The sequence below is a fragment of the Faecalibacterium butyricigenerans genome (assembly GCF_020687345.1).
Lineage (GTDB): Bacteria > Bacillota > Clostridia > Oscillospirales > Ruminococcaceae > Faecalibacterium > Faecalibacterium butyricigenerans.
In genome coordinates this window covers 12,125-27,781 of the sequence record NZ_JAJEQL010000010.1, presented here as the reverse complement: position 1 = coordinate 27,781, position 15,657 = coordinate 12,125, and the positions used below count along the sequence as shown (strand labels likewise).

Here is a 15,657-nt window from a genome sequence, read left to right as displayed (position 1 = left end):
TTTGGAAACAGCGTGCTTGTAAAGATTGGTGCACAGAAATGTCATTTTGTTGCAACATTGTGCTCGCCAAGCAGGCGCTTCAGCTCCTGAAACAGCAGCGGGTGGCCCGAAGCATACAGCCTCCGGGGGGCGGCAAGCTTCTGCCTGACGTCCTCGAGATAGAAAATGACTGGCATATCGCCATCGAATATCTCAAGAAGATTGATGACCTTCGCGTACTCCGGGCAGCTGCGGGACGGCAGACGGATATAGAGCCTTTGGGCAGCATCCCGCATGAGGTTCGGACGGTTGGCTTGCGGACGCTTGGGGTCATAGCCCTCGATGGGCAGGATGCTCTCCGCCATCAGCTTGGACGGCTCATCCTCCCGCACCGAGAGACGGCCTTCGATGACCACGACGGCGTTCTCCTTGAGCGCGTCACGGAAGGTATCCAGAACCCGCGGGAAGACGATGATCTCCATCGTGCCGGTCAGATCTTCCACGCTGGTAAAGGCCATCATAGTGTTGGATTTGGTGGTCATCATCCGGTTTTTGACGATGGTACACACGATACGGACGTGATCGCCGTCCAGCCTATGGGCATCCTCGCCGGTAAGCTCCTTGATGCTGTTGGAGGCAAAGCGGGCCGACTGCTCCCGGTAGGCATCCAGCGGATGACCAGACAGATAGAGTCCGCTGACCTCTTTTTCCTGCTGGAGCAGCTCGGTGTGGCTGTACTCCGGGAACGGCTTGATCTCGTAGCTGTCATCAGCAGCCTCCGCTTCGCCGCTCATCACTGAGAACAGGTCGAGCTGCCCTTCGAGGTTGCGGCGGGAGTCGCTCTCCACGCTCTTGATAATGCCGTCCACGGCCTCCACAAGGCTGTGGCGGTTGATGCCCATGCCGTCGAACGCACCCGCCTTGATGAGGCACTCCACGGCCCGGCGGTTCAGCTCGGTGCCGTGCATCCGCTTGCAGAAATCGTAGAGGCTTGCGTAGGGCTTTTCCTTCCGCTCCTCCACGACCCGCTCGATGAGGTTGCGACCCACATTCTTGACGGCGTTCAGGCCGAAGCGGATCTTGCCGTCATCCGCCGTGAATCCGCCGTTCGAGATGTTCACGTCCGGCGGAAGCACCTTGATGCCAAGGCGGGCGCACTCACCCGAATACTCAATGACTTTGTCGGTATTGTCCAGCACGCTGGTGAGCAATGCGGCCATAAACTCGCTGGGGTAATGACACTTGAGGTAGGCCGTCTGGAATGCGACGTAGGCGTAACAGGCCGCATGGCTCTTGTTGAATGCGTAGGAAGCAAAGCTCGACATCTCATCGTAGATCTCATTGGCGACTTTTTCGGAGATGCCGTTGGCGACGCAGCCCGGGCACTCGTGGCCCGGCTCGGTACAGCCATGGACAAAATGCTCCCGCTCTGCCTCCATCACGGCGTGCTTCTTTTTGCTCATGGCGCGGCGGACGTTGTCAGCCTGTCCGAAGGAGAAGCCCGCCAGTTCGCGAAAGATCTGCATGACCTGCTCCTGATAGACGATACATCCATTGGTCACGTCGAGGATGTGCGCCAGCTGGGGCGTCTTATAGCTGATCTTGTCCGGCTCGTGGCGGTTGCGCAGATAGGTGGGAATGGAGTCCATCGGGCCGGGGCGGTAAAGACTGATGAGAGCGATGACATCTTCAAGATTCTGCGGCTGCAGACCCACCAGCACCTGCTTCATGCCCGAGGATTCAAGCTGGAACACGCCCTCCGTCTCACCCTGTCCCAGCATCTTATACGTCGCCGCATCGTCGTAATCCAGCTTCCGGATGGAGAAGGAGGGGTCTTTTTTCTGGACGGCCAGCTCGGCGTCCCGGATGACCGTCAGGGTGCGCAGGCCAAGGAAATCCATCTTCAGCAGACCCAGCTCTTCGATCTCGGTCATGTTGAACTGGGTAACGGGCAGGCCGTCGTTGGTGGCCAGCGGCAGATAGTATTCCGTCGGCTCCGGTGTGATGACGACGCCAGCCGCGTGTGTAGAGGCGTGGCGGGGCATTCCCTCCACCTTCAGGGCGGTATCGATCAGCTCTGTGACCTGCGGGTCGCTGTCGTACATCCGCTTCAGCTCCGGCGAGACTTCCAATGCGCGTTTCAGCGTCATTTTCAGTTCCATGGGCACCTGCTTTGCCACGACATCCACGCTCTGGTAAGGCAGTCCCATCACGCGGCCCACGTCGCGGATGGCGTTGCGGGCCGCCATCGTACCGAAGGTGACGATCTGGGCCACATGGTCCGCACCATACTTCCGGTTGACGTAGTCGATGACCTCCTGACGGCGCTCGTAGCAGAAATCGACGTCGAAATCGGGCATACTGACGCGCTCAGGGTTCAGGAAACGCTCGAAGATGAGGTTGTAGCGGATGGGGTCGATGTCAGTGATGCCCACGCAGTAGGCCGCGATGCTGCCCGCACCCGAGCCACGTCCCGGGCCGACCGGGATGCCCTGACTCTTGGCGTAGTTGATGTAGTCCCAGACGATGAGGTAGTAGTTGGTGTAGCCCATCGACTTGACGACACCGATCTCGTAGGTCAGCCGGTCCTTGTTGGACTGCGGGACGTCGGGGCCGTAGCGGCGCTCGAGGCCGTCCCAGCAGAGCTTCTCGAAGAATGCCTGATTGTCCATCCCGTTCGGGGCTTTGTAATAGGGGATCTTGGTGTGGCCGAAATCAAAGTCAAACTTACACTCGTCTGCGATCTTCTGGGTGTTGGCGCAGGCCTCCGGCACCATTGCGAACAGATCATACATCTCATCGGTGGTTTTGACGTAGAACTCATCGGTCTGGAACTCCATCCGGTCGGCGTCCTGAATGGTCTTTCCGGTCTGGATGCAGAGCAGGATGCTCTGCATCTTGGCATCATCCCTCCGCAGATAGTGGGCGTCGTTGGTGGCGGCCATCGGGATGCCGGTCTCCCGGGCCAGCTTGATGAGCTGGGGCAGGACGATGTTATCCTCCTCGAGGCCGTGGTCCTGCAGCTCGATGTAATAGTTTCCCTTGCCGAACAGGTCCTGATACCACAGCGCCGTGGACTTGGCCCTCTCATAATCTCCGGCCAGAATGGCCTGCGGGATCTCACCCGCAAGGCAGGCCGACAGGCAGATGAGGCCCTCGTGGTACTGTTCGAGGAGCTGCTTGTCCACACGGGGCTTGGAGTAAAAGCCTTCCACAAAGGCCGCCGATACCATCTTGATGAGGTTTTTGTAGCCCATCTCATTCTTGCACAGGAGGATGAGATGGTTGTTGCCGTCGATCTTATTTACCTTATCGAAGCGGGTGCGGGTGGCCACATAGACCTCGCAGCCGATGATGGGCTTGATGCCTGCCTTCTGGGCCGCTTTGTAGAACTGGACGCAGCCGTACATGACGCCGTGGTCGGTGATGGCGACGGCGTTCTGACCGCACTCCTTGACACGGTCCATGAGCTGGTCGATGCGGCAGGCACCGTCCAGAAGGCTGTATTCGGTATGGATGTGGAGATGGACGAAGTCTCTCTCCGCGCGGCTGCCTTCGCTCATGCCCGCACCTCCTCTGTGTCCGTTTTGCTGCTCTGTTCTGCAAGCCGCTGGCGCAATGCGTCGGCCAGAGCCTCCAGCTTTTTCATCCGGTGGGAAAGACCCGATTTGCTCATGGGCGGGTCGAAGCTGGCACAGAGCGCCGCCAGCGACAGGTCGGGATATTTCAGCCTCCGGGCCGCCGCCTGCTGCAGCGCCTCCGGCAGCGTTTCCAGCGCCCCCTGTTCGTCCAGAAAGCGGATGGCCTTGAGGGTCTGAGCGTTGGCGCGGGCCGTCTTGCCGAGGTTTGCAGTGTCGCAGTTGGTGTGTCGGTTGATCTGGTTGCGCACCTGCTTGACGGCCTTCTGGGCGCTGAGCCGGGTCGAGGCCTCCGCCGCCCCCATAAAGGAAAGGATGCGCTCCACATTGTCGCAGCTCTTGACGTAAACGAGGTTCACGCCGTTGCGGCGGGTGCGGTGGGGCGCAAATTCATGCTCCGCCAGCAGCGCCTCGAAGTCGCGGGCGAGGTTCGTGCGGCTGGTGAGGAACTCGATGCTGTACTCCTTCTGGGGGTCGGTGACGGTGCCGCTGCACAAAAAAGCCGCCCCGATGTAGGCGCTGACGCAGGTCTGGCAGCGGATGAGTCCGGGGTCGATCTGCAGGCTCGTCTCGGTGCCGGTGGTGCCAAAAAGCTCGTGCATCCGCGCCACCTGCTCCGGTGCGCGGATGCTGAACTCATACACCACCCCGCTGGGGCGCTCCTTCCGGACGATCTCGCCCTGCACACCGCAGCGTGCAAACAGCTGCGCGGCCACCTGCGTGGTCAGCTCCTGCTCCGTCTGAAGCACCAGCCCGCTGGCGTCAAAATACTTGGCAAAGCAGGCGATGCCGTAGGCAGCGGCACGGACGCAGCAGTCCTTCTGTAAGCTGCGGCGGGCGATCTCCTCCCTCGCTTGGGATGCAAAACTCATGATATGGTGATCCTTTCAGCGGACGGCGTCGCGGTGCTGGACGCCGGGCCGATAGCCCAGCGCGTCGCAGTATTCCGCGATCTTCCGCGCAAACGTGATGGAGCGGTGCTTGCCGCCGGTGCAGCCCACCGCGATGGTGAGCTGGCTCTTGCCCTCCTTGACGTAGAGCGGAAGAGCGTATTCCAGAAACGACTCATAGCGTTTCAGCAGCTCCTGCGCCTCCGGATGGCCCATGACGAAATCGACGACTTCCTGATCGAGTCCCGTCTTGTGCTTCAGCTCCGGAACGTAGAAAGGGTTGGGCAGGCAGCGGACGTCCAGCACGAGGTCGGCCTCCGGCGGGACGCCGAACTTGAAGCCGAAGGACATGACCGTCAGGCGCATGGCGTTCTTGGCCCCGCCGTTCGGGTTGAACAGGTCGCAGATCCGCTCTTTGTTCTGGGAGGTGGAGAGCAGGCCGGTATTGATGGTATAATCGGCCCGCTCCTTGAGGGGCTGCAGGATAGCACGCTCCTTCCGGAAGGCCTCCCGGGTGGAGAGGCCCTCGGCGATGCTGATGGGGTGGCGGCGGCGCGTCTCGCTGTAGCGGCGCATCAGCACCTCGTCCGGCGCGTCGAGGAAGAGGATCTCATACTCTACCCCCTGCTCGTCCATCTGGTCCAGCGCGTGCTCGATCTCCTCCGGCGTGCGGCAGCCGCGGACGTCCATGCAGAGGGCAACCCGCTTGAGCTGGTTGTCGCCCGCTTTCGAGAAGGCCGTGATGCTGGGCAGCAGCGCCGACGGGATGTTATCGATGCAGAAAAAGCCGATGTCCTCCAGCGCATTCATGGCGACGGATTTTCCAGCGCCCGAAAGGCCGCTGACGATCAATAGCTTCATCTTCTTGTCCTCTTTCTGTTCAGGCTGCGACCACACGGATCTCTTTTTCGAGGTCGTAGCCGGTTTTTTCCTTTACGATGGCGCGCACCTCGTCGCAGAGCGCCAGCACATCTGCGCAGGTCGCCCCGCCCAGATTAACCACGAAGCCGCAGTGCTTCTCGCTGACCGCTGCGCCGCCGTGGCGATAGCCCCGCAGCCCGCACTGGTCGATGAGGGCCGCCGCAAACGCGCCCACCGGCCGCTTGAAGGTGCTGCCGGCGCTCGGTTTGTCGAGGGGCTGCTTGTCCCGTCGGCGGGCCATCAAGTCATCCATCTTGGCCCGGATGTCAGAGGCACTGCCTCTGGCGAGGTAGAACTTTGCCGAGAGGATGCAGCCGCCGTTTTCTTCAAAGATGCTGTGGCGGTAGCGGAGGTCGAGCTGCTCCGCCGGGACTTCGACGATCTCCCCCTCCCCGGTCAGATACCGCACCGAGGCCAGCACATCCTTCATCTCGCCGCCGTAGGCACCGGCGTTCATGTAGACCGCACCGCCCACCGTGCCGGGGATGCCGTAGGCAAACTCGAGTCCGGTGAGGCTGTTTTCCAGCGCCGCCATACAGAGGGACGAGAGCATCTGACCGGCCCCCACGACGACCGCATCGTAAGTAAGGGCCGGATCTTTCCCCGGGAAACTGATATTTTCGATAACGCCGATGCCGCTCTTCATGGCCGACACGTTGATGACAGCCCCGCGGTAGCCCGCATCCTCGAACAGGATGTTGCTGCCGTTGCCCAGCAGATAGCTCCTGACCCCTGCTTCTTTTGCCAGCCGGATGGCGGCACAGAGCTGCTCCTCGTTTTCCGGCAGGACGAACAGGTCTGCCGGGCCGCCGATGCGGAAGGTGCAGTGGGCACAGAGCGGCTCATTCTCCTTGTATGCAATGCCCGCAGCAGACAAAGCCTCTTTTAATTGTTCCATTCGTACTCCTCTTTGGAAATCAGACGTTTTTGGTGAGCACCGGGTGGTGTGCAATGCCTGCGCTCAGTCCATGGTGTCGTTCAGGCCCAGACGGATGAGCAGCTCTTTGGCCGCGTTGTAGCCCATCTTCTTCTGACGGTTGTTGATGGCCGCCGTTTCCAGCACGACGGCGAGGTTGCGTCCCGGAGAGACCGGGATGATGGTGCTGGGGATGTTGACCCCCAGAATGTCGTAGTACTCGCTCTCCAGACCGGTGCGCTGATAGTTCTTGGTGGGGTCCCACGCTTCCAGCTGGACGACGAGGTCGAGGCTCTCGCTCACCTTGACCGCGCCCACGCCGAACACGCGGGCCACGTTGACGATGCCGACGCCGCGCAACTCAATGAAGTGGCGGATGTTCTCCGGCGCAGTGCCCATGATCTGGCGGTTGGAGACCTTGCGCAGCTCCACGGCGTCGTCGGCGACGAGGCGGTGGCCGCGCTTGACCAGCTCGATGGCCAGCTCGCTCTTGCCGATGCCGCTGTCGCCCAGAATCAGGATGCCCTCGCCGTAGACCTCCACCAGCACGCCATGGCGGGTGATGCGGGGCGCAAGCTCAAGGTTCAGCACGCTGATGAGGCTGCCCATCAGGGTGCAGGTCATCTCGTTGGAGCGCAGCAGCGCCACTTTGTGCTGCTGCGCCAGCTCCAGCATCTCCGGAAAAGGCTCCAGCTCCTCGCTGCGGCAGACGATGACGGCCGGCGGCTGCTGGCGGAACAGCTGGTCAAGGCGCTCGCGGCGCTTTTCGGGGGCAAGCCCGGCCAGAAAGTTCATTTCCGCGAGGCCCATGATCTGCAAGCGCAGCTTGTCGAAGTAGTCATAGTAGCCGGTCAGAAACAGACCCGGGCGGTTGACTTCAGCGATCTCGACGCTGATCTTGTCCAGCTCGCACGGCGCATAAGTGACCTCAAGGCTGACCTTCTCGACCAGCCGCTTGAGCGAAACAGCGAAATTCCCCATTCGTTTTTCCTCCTGCATCCTCTGTGTGCCCCAAGACGGCGGCACAGCGTATCCTTCCTTATATTATAATCAAGATGGACGGCAAAAACAACAATTCTTGCAGGAATCTTTTCTGGTTTTGTATCAGGGCTTGCATCCGAGGGCCAAACCTTTATAATAGAAGACAGGGGTAGAGTTTACTTTTTCTTTACATTTTACATGGCTTTTACATTTCGCCGGTTTCCGATTTTACATTCAACCCGTATACTCATAATCAGGGATACGACCGGTGAAATGCGGTGCAAGGTCATGTAAAAAGTTAGGACATGTCCGCGTACTGTCCTCGCCGTCGATGCCGATGTGTATCGCAAGTCAAGAAATTAGTGCAACATGAAAACAGCATATTTGCGATATGCAATTCAACGCTGTTGCTGTTGCATTAAAAAGTTGAATTGCTATAAACGTAAGTTTCAACAAGTGAGGAGTAAAAACATGACTCTATTCAATGTCTTTTCTCTGCTGGGCGGTCTGGCTTTGTTCCTGTTCGGCATGGACATCATGGGCAAAGCCCTTGAAAAACAGGCCGGCGGACACTTACAGAAAATTTTAAGCAAGCTGACCGACAATCCCATCAAGGGCTTCTTCCTCGGTCTCGGCGTGACCGCCATCATCCAAAGCTCCAGCGCCACCACCGTCATGGTGGTCGGCTTCGTCAACAGCGGCATCATGGAGCTGCATCAGGCCATCGGCATCATCATGGGCAGCAATGTGGGTACCACTGTCACCAGCTGGCTGCTGAGCCTCTCCGGCCTGCAGGGCGACAGCATCTGGATCCAGATGCTCAAGCCCACCTCCTTCAGCCCGCTCCTCGCCTTCATCGGCATCCTGCTCTATATGGGCAAGAGCGAGAAGAAAAAGGGCGTCGGCACCATCCTCATCGGCTTTGCCATCCTGATGACCGGCATGACCACCATGTCCAATGCCGTCGAGCCGCTGCAGGGCGAGGCATGGTTCACCAACCTCTTTGTCCGCTTCTCCAACCCCATCCTCGGCGTTCTGGTGGGTGCACTGGTCACTGGCATCATCCAGAGCTCCAGTGCCAGCGTCGGCATCCTGCAGGCCCTGAGCGCCACCGGTGTCATCACCTACGGCAGCGCCATCCCCATCATCATGGGCCAGAACATCGGCACCTGTGTGACGGCGCTGCTCTCCTCTGTGGGCGCGAACAAGAACGCCCGCCGCGCCGCCATGGTCCATCTCTACTTCAACATCATCGGCGTCATGGTCTTTCTGGCCGGTTTCTACGGCCTGAACGCTGTAGTGCACTTCGACTTTGTCAATGAGACCATCGCCGCATGGGGCATTGCCGTCGTGCACTCTGCCTTCAACATCGCGGCTACCCTCATCCTGCTCCCCTTTGCGAATGTTCTGGAAAGGCTGGCCATCCTCACCATCCCCGACGACGCCCAGAAAGAGAGCTTTGCCCTGCTGGACGATCGTCTGCTGAACACCCCCGCTGTGGCGGTGGCCCGTGCCCGTTCTGCCACCGCTGATATGGCTGAGCTGGCTCGTGTGGGCGTCATGCAGGCCATGAGCCTGACTCATACCTGGGACGACACGCTGGCTCAGAAGGTCCGGGACGAGGAGAGCAAGGTAGACCAGTACGAGGACGCACTCGGCACCTATCTGGTCAAGCTCTCCAGCCGTGAGCTGAACCACGCAGACAGCCAGAGTGTGAACACCCTGCTCCACACCATCAGCGATTTCGAGCGCATCAGCGACCATTCCGTGAACCTTCTGGAATCCGCACAGGAGATGCACACCAAAGAGATCAACTTCTCCGCCGACGCCCGCGAGGAGCTGCAGGTGCTTGAGGATGCCGTACAGGATGTGCTGAACCGCACCACCGACGCCTTCCGCAAGGACGACCTGCATCTGGCCAGCAAGGTGGAGCCTATGGAGACCGTCGTGGACGAGCTGGTGCGCGCCATCAAGGCGCGTCATGTCGCTCGTCTGCAGGCCGGCAGCTGCTCCATCGAGTACGGTTTCGTGCTGGAGGATCTGCTGACCAATTACGAGCGCGTCTGCGACCACTGCAGCAACGTGGCCGTCGCCCAGATCGAGGTGGCGCAGGACAGCTTCGACACCCACGCCTACCTCAACGACCTGCGCAGCGGCCACGCCTCCACCAAGGAGAGCGAGCAGTTCCAGCGCCGTCTGAACCGCTACCGTGAGCGCTACCTCTTCCCCGATGAGGCTGCTCCGGAGGAAACGGAGGATAAACAGGCATGATTTATATCGTAGAAGACGATGCAGCCATCCGTGAATTGGAACAATATGCATTGCAGTCCAACGGCTACGAGGCCGTGGGCTTTGAGTCCTCGGAGCCGTTCTGGCAGGCCGTCCACACCACGCCGCCGGAGCTGGTCATTCTGGATGTGATGCTGCCCGGCGAGGATGGCTTCTCCATCCTGAAAAAGCTGCGCGCCACCCCTTCCCTGCGGCGTCTGCCCATCATCATGATAACGGCCAAGTCCAGCGAGCTGGACACAGTGCGCGGCCTTGACTGCGGCGCAGATGACTACATCACCAAGCCCTTCGGCATCATGGAGTTCCTGAGCCGGGTGCGTGCAGCACTCCGCCGGGCTGAGCCGGAGGCACGGCCCAACGTCTACAGCTTCCGGGAGATCCTTCTCGACAACGCCCGCCACAGCGTCACCGTCAGCGGCACGCCGGTAGAGCTGACCTACAAAGAGTACAGCCTGCTCCGGCTGCTGCTGGAAAATACGAATCTCGTCGTCACTCGCGAGACCATCCTGCAGGTGGTGTGGGGCACCGACATCTCGGTGGAGAGCCGGACGGTGGATATGCACATCCGCACCCTGCGCAAGAAGCTGGGCGATGCCGGAAAGTACATCTGCACGGTGCGGAAGGTCGGTTACAAGCTGACCGACAGCGAGGAGGAGCTTGAGCAATGAAACCACGCAGCATGGAAGAAAAAATAAGCTATCTGCTGTTTTTGATGGGCTTTGCCGGCCTGCTGTGCACCGCTACGCTCTGCATTTTTGTGTTCCACAAGGCTTTCCGTGCGCAGGCGTGGACAGCCCTCGAGCGGGAGGCCGATCTCGTGGCCGCCGGGTGCACACAGGTGGATGACCCCAGCCAGTTGAAGGCTTATGTGGACGGCTCGCTGCGCATCACCCTTATCGCGTCGGACGGCAGCGTGCTCTTCGAGTCTGCGACGGACCAGCCGATGGAGAACCATCTGCGCCGCCCTGAGATCCAGCAGGCCATGAAGAGCGGCGTCGGCCGTGACTGCCGCGACTCTCAGACGATGGGCTATGAGACTTATTATTACGCCATGCTGCTGCCCGACGGGGACATCCTCCGTGTGGCGCAGGACTCCGAGACCATCTGGTCCATCTATGATGCTGCCCTGCCCGCCATCGTTCTGAGCTGCTTTCTGATGATGGGTGCCGCCGCCATCATCGCTGGGCTGCTGACTAAGAGCCTCGTTCAGCCTGTGCTGAAGATGACCGACGACCTTGACCACATTCAGGAGAATGTTCCCTACAAAGAGCTGATCCCCTTTGCGGAGAGCATCCATTCCGACCGGATGCTGCGGGAAAACAACGAGAAGATGCGGCAGGAGTTCACTGCCAACGTCAGCCACGAGCTGAAGACGCCCCTGACCAGCATTTCCGGCTATGCCGAGCTGATCGAGACCGGGATCGCTAAGCCCGAGGACACCCCGGATTTTGCCCACAAGATCCATGTAGAGGCCAGCCGGATGATCCAGCTGGTCAACGATATTCTCCAGCTCTCGAACCTCGACAATGTCAGCGAGACGGGGGCTTCCCCCACCATGGAGACGGTCGATCTTCTGGATGTGGCCCGAGAGTGTGTGGAGCGCCAGAAGGTCAACGCCCGCCGCTCTTACATCTCCCTGACCTACCTCGGCGAGAGCGCCCCCGTGACGGGCAGCCGGAGCCTGCTGGATGAGTTGTGCCAGAACCTCTGCGACAACGCCATCCGCTACAACCGTCCCGGCGGCAAGGTCCAGATCATCACGGCCCGCACCCGGGACGGCCACTGCACCCTGACCGTGAAGGACAATGGCATCGGCATCCCGAAGGAGGCGCAGGCCAGCGTCTTTGAGCGCTTCTACCGGGTGGACAAGAGCCGCAGCAAGGCCACCGGCGGCACCGGTCTGGGTCTGGCCATCGTCAAGCACATTGCCCGCATCCATAACGCCCGCATCAAGCTGGATAGCGCCGTGAACGAGGGAACGACCATCACCGTTATCTTTGAGTCTGTAAATTCTTAAAACTGCATAAGCCTTACGTCTGTCCGGATCTCCGGGCAGACGTTTTTTGTTGTGAGGCCAAGATCTCCGTCCCGCAGGGCCTGATAGGCCCCGAGGCCGGAAATATCCAGCCCCAGCGTCCAGCAGCGGCGGATGGTATCCTCGCAGAGTGTTTTCAGCTCCTTCTCCGCGTCCGGGGGCAGCTCACCTCGGGCGAGAGCATTCACCCGGAGAAGAAAACCCTCCCCTTCCCGCTCCACGCCGCAGAAAGCCCGGTGCAGGCGGAGCGTCCCCGCGCCCAGCATAAAGCGGTGCTCCCCGGCAGTCGTCCGGCTCCTGCCCTGCAGCAGCAGCGCCATCTCCGCCTGCGCTTCGGTCAGCTGAGTGGTCTGCTCTGGGGTCACGACGAGAGCCTCGGGCCTGCAGTGTGCCCCCTCCTCTTCCAGCTCCACGATGGGCAGGACGAAGCCGCCGCCCTGCTCATACAGCCGGGGCGCGGAAGGAGCGGAATTTTTGACGCATTGCAGGAGATTTTCGGGCAGGACATCCGACGCCCCGGCCCGCTCTTCCAGCGTCTCCACCGAAAAGCCCGCCCCGAACATCCGGGACGCCAGTCTCCCGCAGGGCTGATGCAGGAACAGCTCCTCACAGACAGGCAGCGCACGCCGCACCGAGTCCTGCTCGACAAAAAGATATTCGCAGAGCCGCCAGTCCGCCCGCTGAGGCAGGGCTTTTTCGGCGGCAGCGATGGCAGCGGAAAGCTGTGGGCCGCGGCCCACGCAGAGGCGGATGGCGGCTTCGGCTTCGGCGGAATCGGCGGAGGCCTCCGGGAACTGGTATAGCAGGCCCACCGTCCAACTGTCGTCCTTCGTTTCGACGAGAAGGGCGCGGATCATGCTTTTCTCGGTATTTTCCCAGTGGAGAAAAAGGCAGAGCCAGACGGTCAGCACGCCTGCGGCCAGAAGCCGCAGCCCCTCACGGCGGCTCATCGTGCAGCCTCCGCGTCCGCTGTGCCCGAGGGCCGCCCGGCAAGCCGCTCACAGAGCAGCCGCGCGGTGCGGACAAGAAAACAGAGACGAAAGACCGCCGCCGCCAGCCAGAGGAGCAGGAATGCGGCATCGAAGCGGGAGATGCCCCCGAAGCTCCACGCCCGCAGAAGCTCATAGCCCGGATAGCCCTGCGGCGCACCAAACAAAAGTGCCAGCCCCAGCGTATAGCCGGAAGAAATGATCGCAGGGATGAGCGGAAGCCACAGCGCCGATTTTCGACTAATCTTCGAAGCATTTTTACCTGCACAAAGAAGCGGGAACGAGAAATATTCGGGGTAAAAAAACGCATCCGGCAATGCGAACGACCTGCCTGCCTCGCCCATCACGAGATTCTGCCATTCCAGCTGACCTGCCAGCCCCAGCAGGCAGAATAAGCTCCCCAGCACCACGAATGCCCCGAGGACAGCGGCCATCCGGTCATACAGCTCACAGCCGAAGCTCCATCCAGCCCAGAGGAGCAGCGGCAGCAGGCCGAAAAAGGCCATCGACGAGAACTGTTCCCAGCAGACCTGCTGGATCATCGCCGCCGTGCGGACAAGCTCCCAGAGATACCAGAACAGGAAGGCGGCGCAGCAGCAGTTACCGACAAATCCCGGACGGCGCAGGCGGGCGGCGTTCCAGGAAACGAACACCACAAGGAGCACCAACGCCGCAGTCGCCAGCACATTCCCCAGCAAGACGGCGCGGACAGAGCCGCTCTGCCCTGCCCTGAGGATGACGCGGCCCAGCTCTGCTGCCGCAGTGCTGAGGGACAGCGTCCGGGCTGAAAACCCCTCTCTCTGCTGCATTTAAGACCCCCTCCTTTTCCAGATGGCGAATGGGCGGCGGGACAGCGCCCGGTAGTTGCGGCGGATGATACCATCCCCTGAAAAGACAACGCTCGAAAGGTAGGGCACCCCCATCGCGGAGAGGGACGTCAGCGCCGCCAGCACCCCCAGAGCCGCGCACACCAGCCCCACCGGCCCGGCCAGACCCGCCGCAAGCGTGACACCCAACCGCAGCAGGGTGGCAGGCTCGTACAGCGAGGGGGTGACGAAGACGGAGATGGCCGTGATGCTGGCCACGAGGATGACCGGTGTGCTCATCAGCCCGGCCCCGACGGCGGCATCGCCGATGATAAGCGCCGCCACAAGACTCACCGAGTGGCCCAGCGTCTGGGGCATCCGAAGCCCTGCCTCCCGGATGATCTCCAGCAGGAGAATGACCAGCAGCATCTCCGCGAACAGCGGAAGCGGCGTGGCCTTTTCCGCCGCCTCGATTTTATAGAGCAGCTGAGGCGGGATAAGCTCGGGCAGGTAGACTGCGAGACAGACGAAGACCCCCGGCAGGAAGATGCTGAGGTAGAACGAACCATATTTCAGGATGCGCAGGAAGGACGAAAAGAGCGCCGTGGTCGCGTAGTCGTCGAGGCAGTCGAAATTTTCGCAGAAGAGGGAGGGCAGCACCAGCGCCGAGGGACTGCCGTTGACTAAAACAACGATCTTCCCCTCGCAGAGCTTTGCCGCGGCGGAAGCCGGGCGCTCGGTGTAGCTCACCGGAGCGAACAGCCGACATCTGGCCGGGAAAAGCCACGGCACGAAGTAACTGGAATCCAGCAAAAGCTCCGGCTTTGCCTCTTGGAGGGTCCGGCGCACCCGGGCCACGGCCTGCCTGCTGGCTCTGTCCCTGCAATAGCAGATGGCGTACTCGGTCTTCATGGCACAGTCGGCCTGTGCCGTCTCCATCACAAGGGTGTCGGTGCGGATAAGGCGGCGCAGCAGGCTCAGATTGACCCGCAGAAGGTCGGCGAAGCCTTCCCGGGAGCCGCGCAGGTTTCCTTCTCCGGAGGGTTCCTCCACCGACCGGGACTTGAGGCCCTGCACCGAGAAGACGATGCCCTTTTTGCACCCATCCAGCAAAAGCACCGCCATGCCGGCGGTCAGGCGGCGGACGAGGTCCTCCATATCCTTGACCGGACTATTCTCGGCGGGCAGACCGGAGTGGTGCATCAGAAGTTCATAGACCTGTGCGCCGCTGTGGGCCAGCCGCTCCGGCTCGAGGCCGGGCGTATGACGGGTGGCAGCGTCCAGCAGGAGCGCCCAGAGCGCTTCGAGGCTGGCCATGTTGTCGAAGAGCACGATGGCCCCCGGGCAGTGATAAAGCTCGATGCGCTTGGCATAAAAATCCGCCGAAGCGCCAAACCTAGCGTTGAGCGCCTCCAGATTCTCATCCAGCAACGAGGAAAGCTGCAGCATACGGTATCCCCCTTTGCCTGCCAGTATTCCCCCGTCGGAGTCGCTTATTCAACCCACAAGGAGGGCCTTCTGTGAAGCTTCTGATTTTCCGCACCCTGCTCATTTACCTCTGCGTCCTGTTCGCCATGCGGCTGATGGGCAAGCGTCAGCTGGGCGAGCTGCAGCCCGAAGAGCTGGTGTCCACCATCCTCATCTCCAATCTGGCGTCCATCTCCATCGAGTCGGAGGAAGTGCCGGTGACGGCCAGCCTCATCCCCCTCTTCCTCATTGCAGCTCTGGAGCTGCTGGGGTCAGCGCTGAGCTTTCGCAGCCAGAAATTTTTCAATCTGATGTCCGGCCGCCCCAAGACGGTCATTCTGGATGGACAGATCGACCAGAATGCTCTGCGCACCCTCCGGCTGACCACAGCCGACCTGATGGAGGCCCTGCGGGGCAAGAATATCTTCGACCCCCGGGACGTCTCCTACGCCGTGGTCGAGACGAACGGCAGTCTCTCGGCAGCGCTCCGCCCCGAAAAGGAGACGGCCACCCTCGCTGACCTGCGGCTGAAGGTCGAGCACAGCCACGCCACCATCCCCTTCGTGCTGGACGGCCAAGTCCTCGAGGACAACCTCCAATGGTGCGGCAAGGACAGAAGCTGGCTCGAGCGGACCGCGCAGGCCAACACCCTGCTGCCGGAAGAGATCCTGCTTCTGGTCGGCAACGAGACGGAGGATTATTTTCTGCTGAAAAAAGAGAGCCGCCGCAAGGGCAGCTCCCGGTGA

The 15,657-nt window shown here is 61.0% G+C and carries 12 protein-coding genes; 4 read left to right on the top strand and 8 right to left on the bottom strand.

Annotated elements, in window-relative coordinates:
- Window positions 1-41: 41 nt before the first annotated feature.
- The 5 genes from LKD23_RS05615 to hprK all read right to left on the bottom strand — a co-directional run bounded on the left by LKD23_RS05615 (window position 42) and on the right by hprK (window position 7,325).
- Complete coding sequence (locus tag LKD23_RS05615) at window positions 42-3,542, bottom strand: DNA polymerase III subunit alpha (RefSeq protein WP_227620817.1); 3,501 nt, start codon at window positions 3,540-3,542, stop codon at window positions 42-44.
- On the bottom strand, window positions 3,539-4,489 hold the full coding sequence (gene whiA, locus LKD23_RS05610) for a DNA-binding protein WhiA (protein ID WP_227620816.1): 951 nt from the start codon (window positions 4,487-4,489) through the stop codon (window positions 3,539-3,541). Before whiA ends, LKD23_RS05615 begins: the two co-directional genes overlap by 4 nt.
- A 15-nt stretch (window positions 4,490-4,504) precedes the next feature.
- Window positions 4,505-5,368 carry an RNase adapter RapZ gene (gene rapZ, locus LKD23_RS05605; protein WP_227620815.1) on the bottom strand — a complete coding sequence of 288 codons (864 nt, stop codon included), beginning with the start codon at window positions 5,366-5,368 and terminating at the stop codon, window positions 4,505-4,507.
- A 19-nt stretch (window positions 5,369-5,387) separates the two neighbouring features.
- Window positions 5,388-6,326, bottom strand: a complete 939-nt coding sequence (gene murB / locus LKD23_RS05600; RefSeq protein WP_227620814.1) for a UDP-N-acetylmuramate dehydrogenase — start codon at window positions 6,324-6,326, stop codon at window positions 5,388-5,390.
- 63 nt (window positions 6,327-6,389) lie between these two features.
- Window positions 6,390-7,325: an HPr(Ser) kinase/phosphatase gene (gene hprK, locus LKD23_RS05595; RefSeq protein ID WP_227620813.1), complete on the bottom strand. Its 936-nt coding sequence runs from the start codon at window positions 7,323-7,325 to the stop codon at window positions 6,390-6,392.
- 471 nt (window positions 7,326-7,796) lie between these two features.
- On the opposite strand from hprK, the gene LKD23_RS05590 reads away from it, so the two are divergent.
- From LKD23_RS05590 to LKD23_RS05580, 3 genes are read left to right on the top strand one after another with little or no spacing between them, the layout of a single operon-like run.
- A complete protein-coding gene (locus tag LKD23_RS05590; protein WP_227620812.1) occupies window positions 7,797-9,596 on the top strand; it encodes a Na/Pi cotransporter family protein in 1,800 nt (599 codons plus the stop codon).
- A complete protein-coding gene (locus LKD23_RS05585; protein ID WP_227620811.1) occupies window positions 9,593-10,282 on the top strand; it encodes a response regulator transcription factor in 690 nt (229 codons plus the stop codon). Before LKD23_RS05590 ends, LKD23_RS05585 begins: the two co-directional genes overlap by 4 nt.
- Entirely contained in the window at window positions 10,279-11,631 is a 1,353-nt protein-coding gene (locus LKD23_RS05580) for a sensor histidine kinase (protein WP_227620810.1), read from the top strand. The genes LKD23_RS05585 and LKD23_RS05580 overlap by 4 nt, the downstream gene beginning before the upstream one ends.
- On the opposite strand, the gene LKD23_RS05575 is transcribed toward LKD23_RS05580, so the two are convergent.
- Genes LKD23_RS05575 through LKD23_RS05565 form a run of 3 tightly spaced genes read right to left on the bottom strand, consistent with a single transcriptional unit; the run spans window position 11,628 to window position 14,893 of the window.
- Window positions 11,628-12,599, bottom strand: a complete 972-nt coding sequence (locus LKD23_RS05575; protein WP_227620809.1) for a hypothetical protein — start codon at window positions 12,597-12,599, stop codon at window positions 11,628-11,630. The two genes, LKD23_RS05580 and LKD23_RS05575, sit on opposite strands and share 4 nt — an antisense overlap.
- Entirely contained in the window at window positions 12,596-13,447 is an 852-nt protein-coding gene (locus tag LKD23_RS05570) for a hypothetical protein (RefSeq protein ID WP_227620808.1), read from the bottom strand. Before LKD23_RS05570 ends, LKD23_RS05575 begins: the two co-directional genes overlap by 4 nt.
- On the bottom strand, window positions 13,448-14,893 hold the full coding sequence (locus LKD23_RS05565) for a spore germination protein (protein ID WP_227620807.1): 1,446 nt from the start codon (window positions 14,891-14,893) through the stop codon (window positions 13,448-13,450).
- Between the two features lie 71 nt (window positions 14,894-14,964).
- Between LKD23_RS05565 and LKD23_RS05560 the strand changes: the two genes are divergently transcribed.
- Window positions 14,965-15,657: a DUF421 domain-containing protein gene (locus LKD23_RS05560; RefSeq protein ID WP_227620806.1), complete on the top strand. Its 693-nt coding sequence runs from the start codon at window positions 14,965-14,967 to the stop codon at window positions 15,655-15,657.

Coding starts and splice junctions, on each gene's coding strand:
- LKD23_RS05615 (WP_227620817.1), bottom strand. CDS start 3,542: ATGAGCGAAGGCAGCCGCGCGGAGAGAGACTTCGTCCATCTCCACATC.
- whiA (WP_227620816.1), bottom strand. CDS start 4,489: ATGAGTTTTGCATCCCAAGCGAGGGAGGAGATCGCCCGCCGCAGCTTA.
- rapZ (WP_227620815.1), bottom strand. CDS start 5,368: ATGAAGCTATTGATCGTCAGCGGCCTTTCGGGCGCTGGAAAATCCGTC.
- murB (WP_227620814.1), bottom strand. CDS start 6,326: ATGGAACAATTAAAAGAGGCTTTGTCTGCTGCGGGCATTGCATACAAG.
- hprK (WP_227620813.1), bottom strand. CDS start 7,325: ATGGGGAATTTCGCTGTTTCGCTCAAGCGGCTGGTCGAGAAGGTCAGC.
- LKD23_RS05590 (WP_227620812.1), top strand. CDS start 7,797: ATGACTCTATTCAATGTCTTTTCTCTGCTGGGCGGTCTGGCTTTGTTC.
- LKD23_RS05585 (WP_227620811.1), top strand. CDS start 9,593: ATGATTTATATCGTAGAAGACGATGCAGCCATCCGTGAATTGGAACAA.
- LKD23_RS05580 (WP_227620810.1), top strand. CDS start 10,279: ATGAAACCACGCAGCATGGAAGAAAAAATAAGCTATCTGCTGTTTTTG.
- LKD23_RS05575 (WP_227620809.1), bottom strand. CDS start 12,599: ATGAGCCGCCGTGAGGGGCTGCGGCTTCTGGCCGCAGGCGTGCTGACC.
- LKD23_RS05570 (WP_227620808.1), bottom strand. CDS start 13,447: ATGCAGCAGAGAGAGGGGTTTTCAGCCCGGACGCTGTCCCTCAGCACT.
- LKD23_RS05565 (WP_227620807.1), bottom strand. CDS start 14,893: ATGCTGCAGCTTTCCTCGTTGCTGGATGAGAATCTGGAGGCGCTCAAC.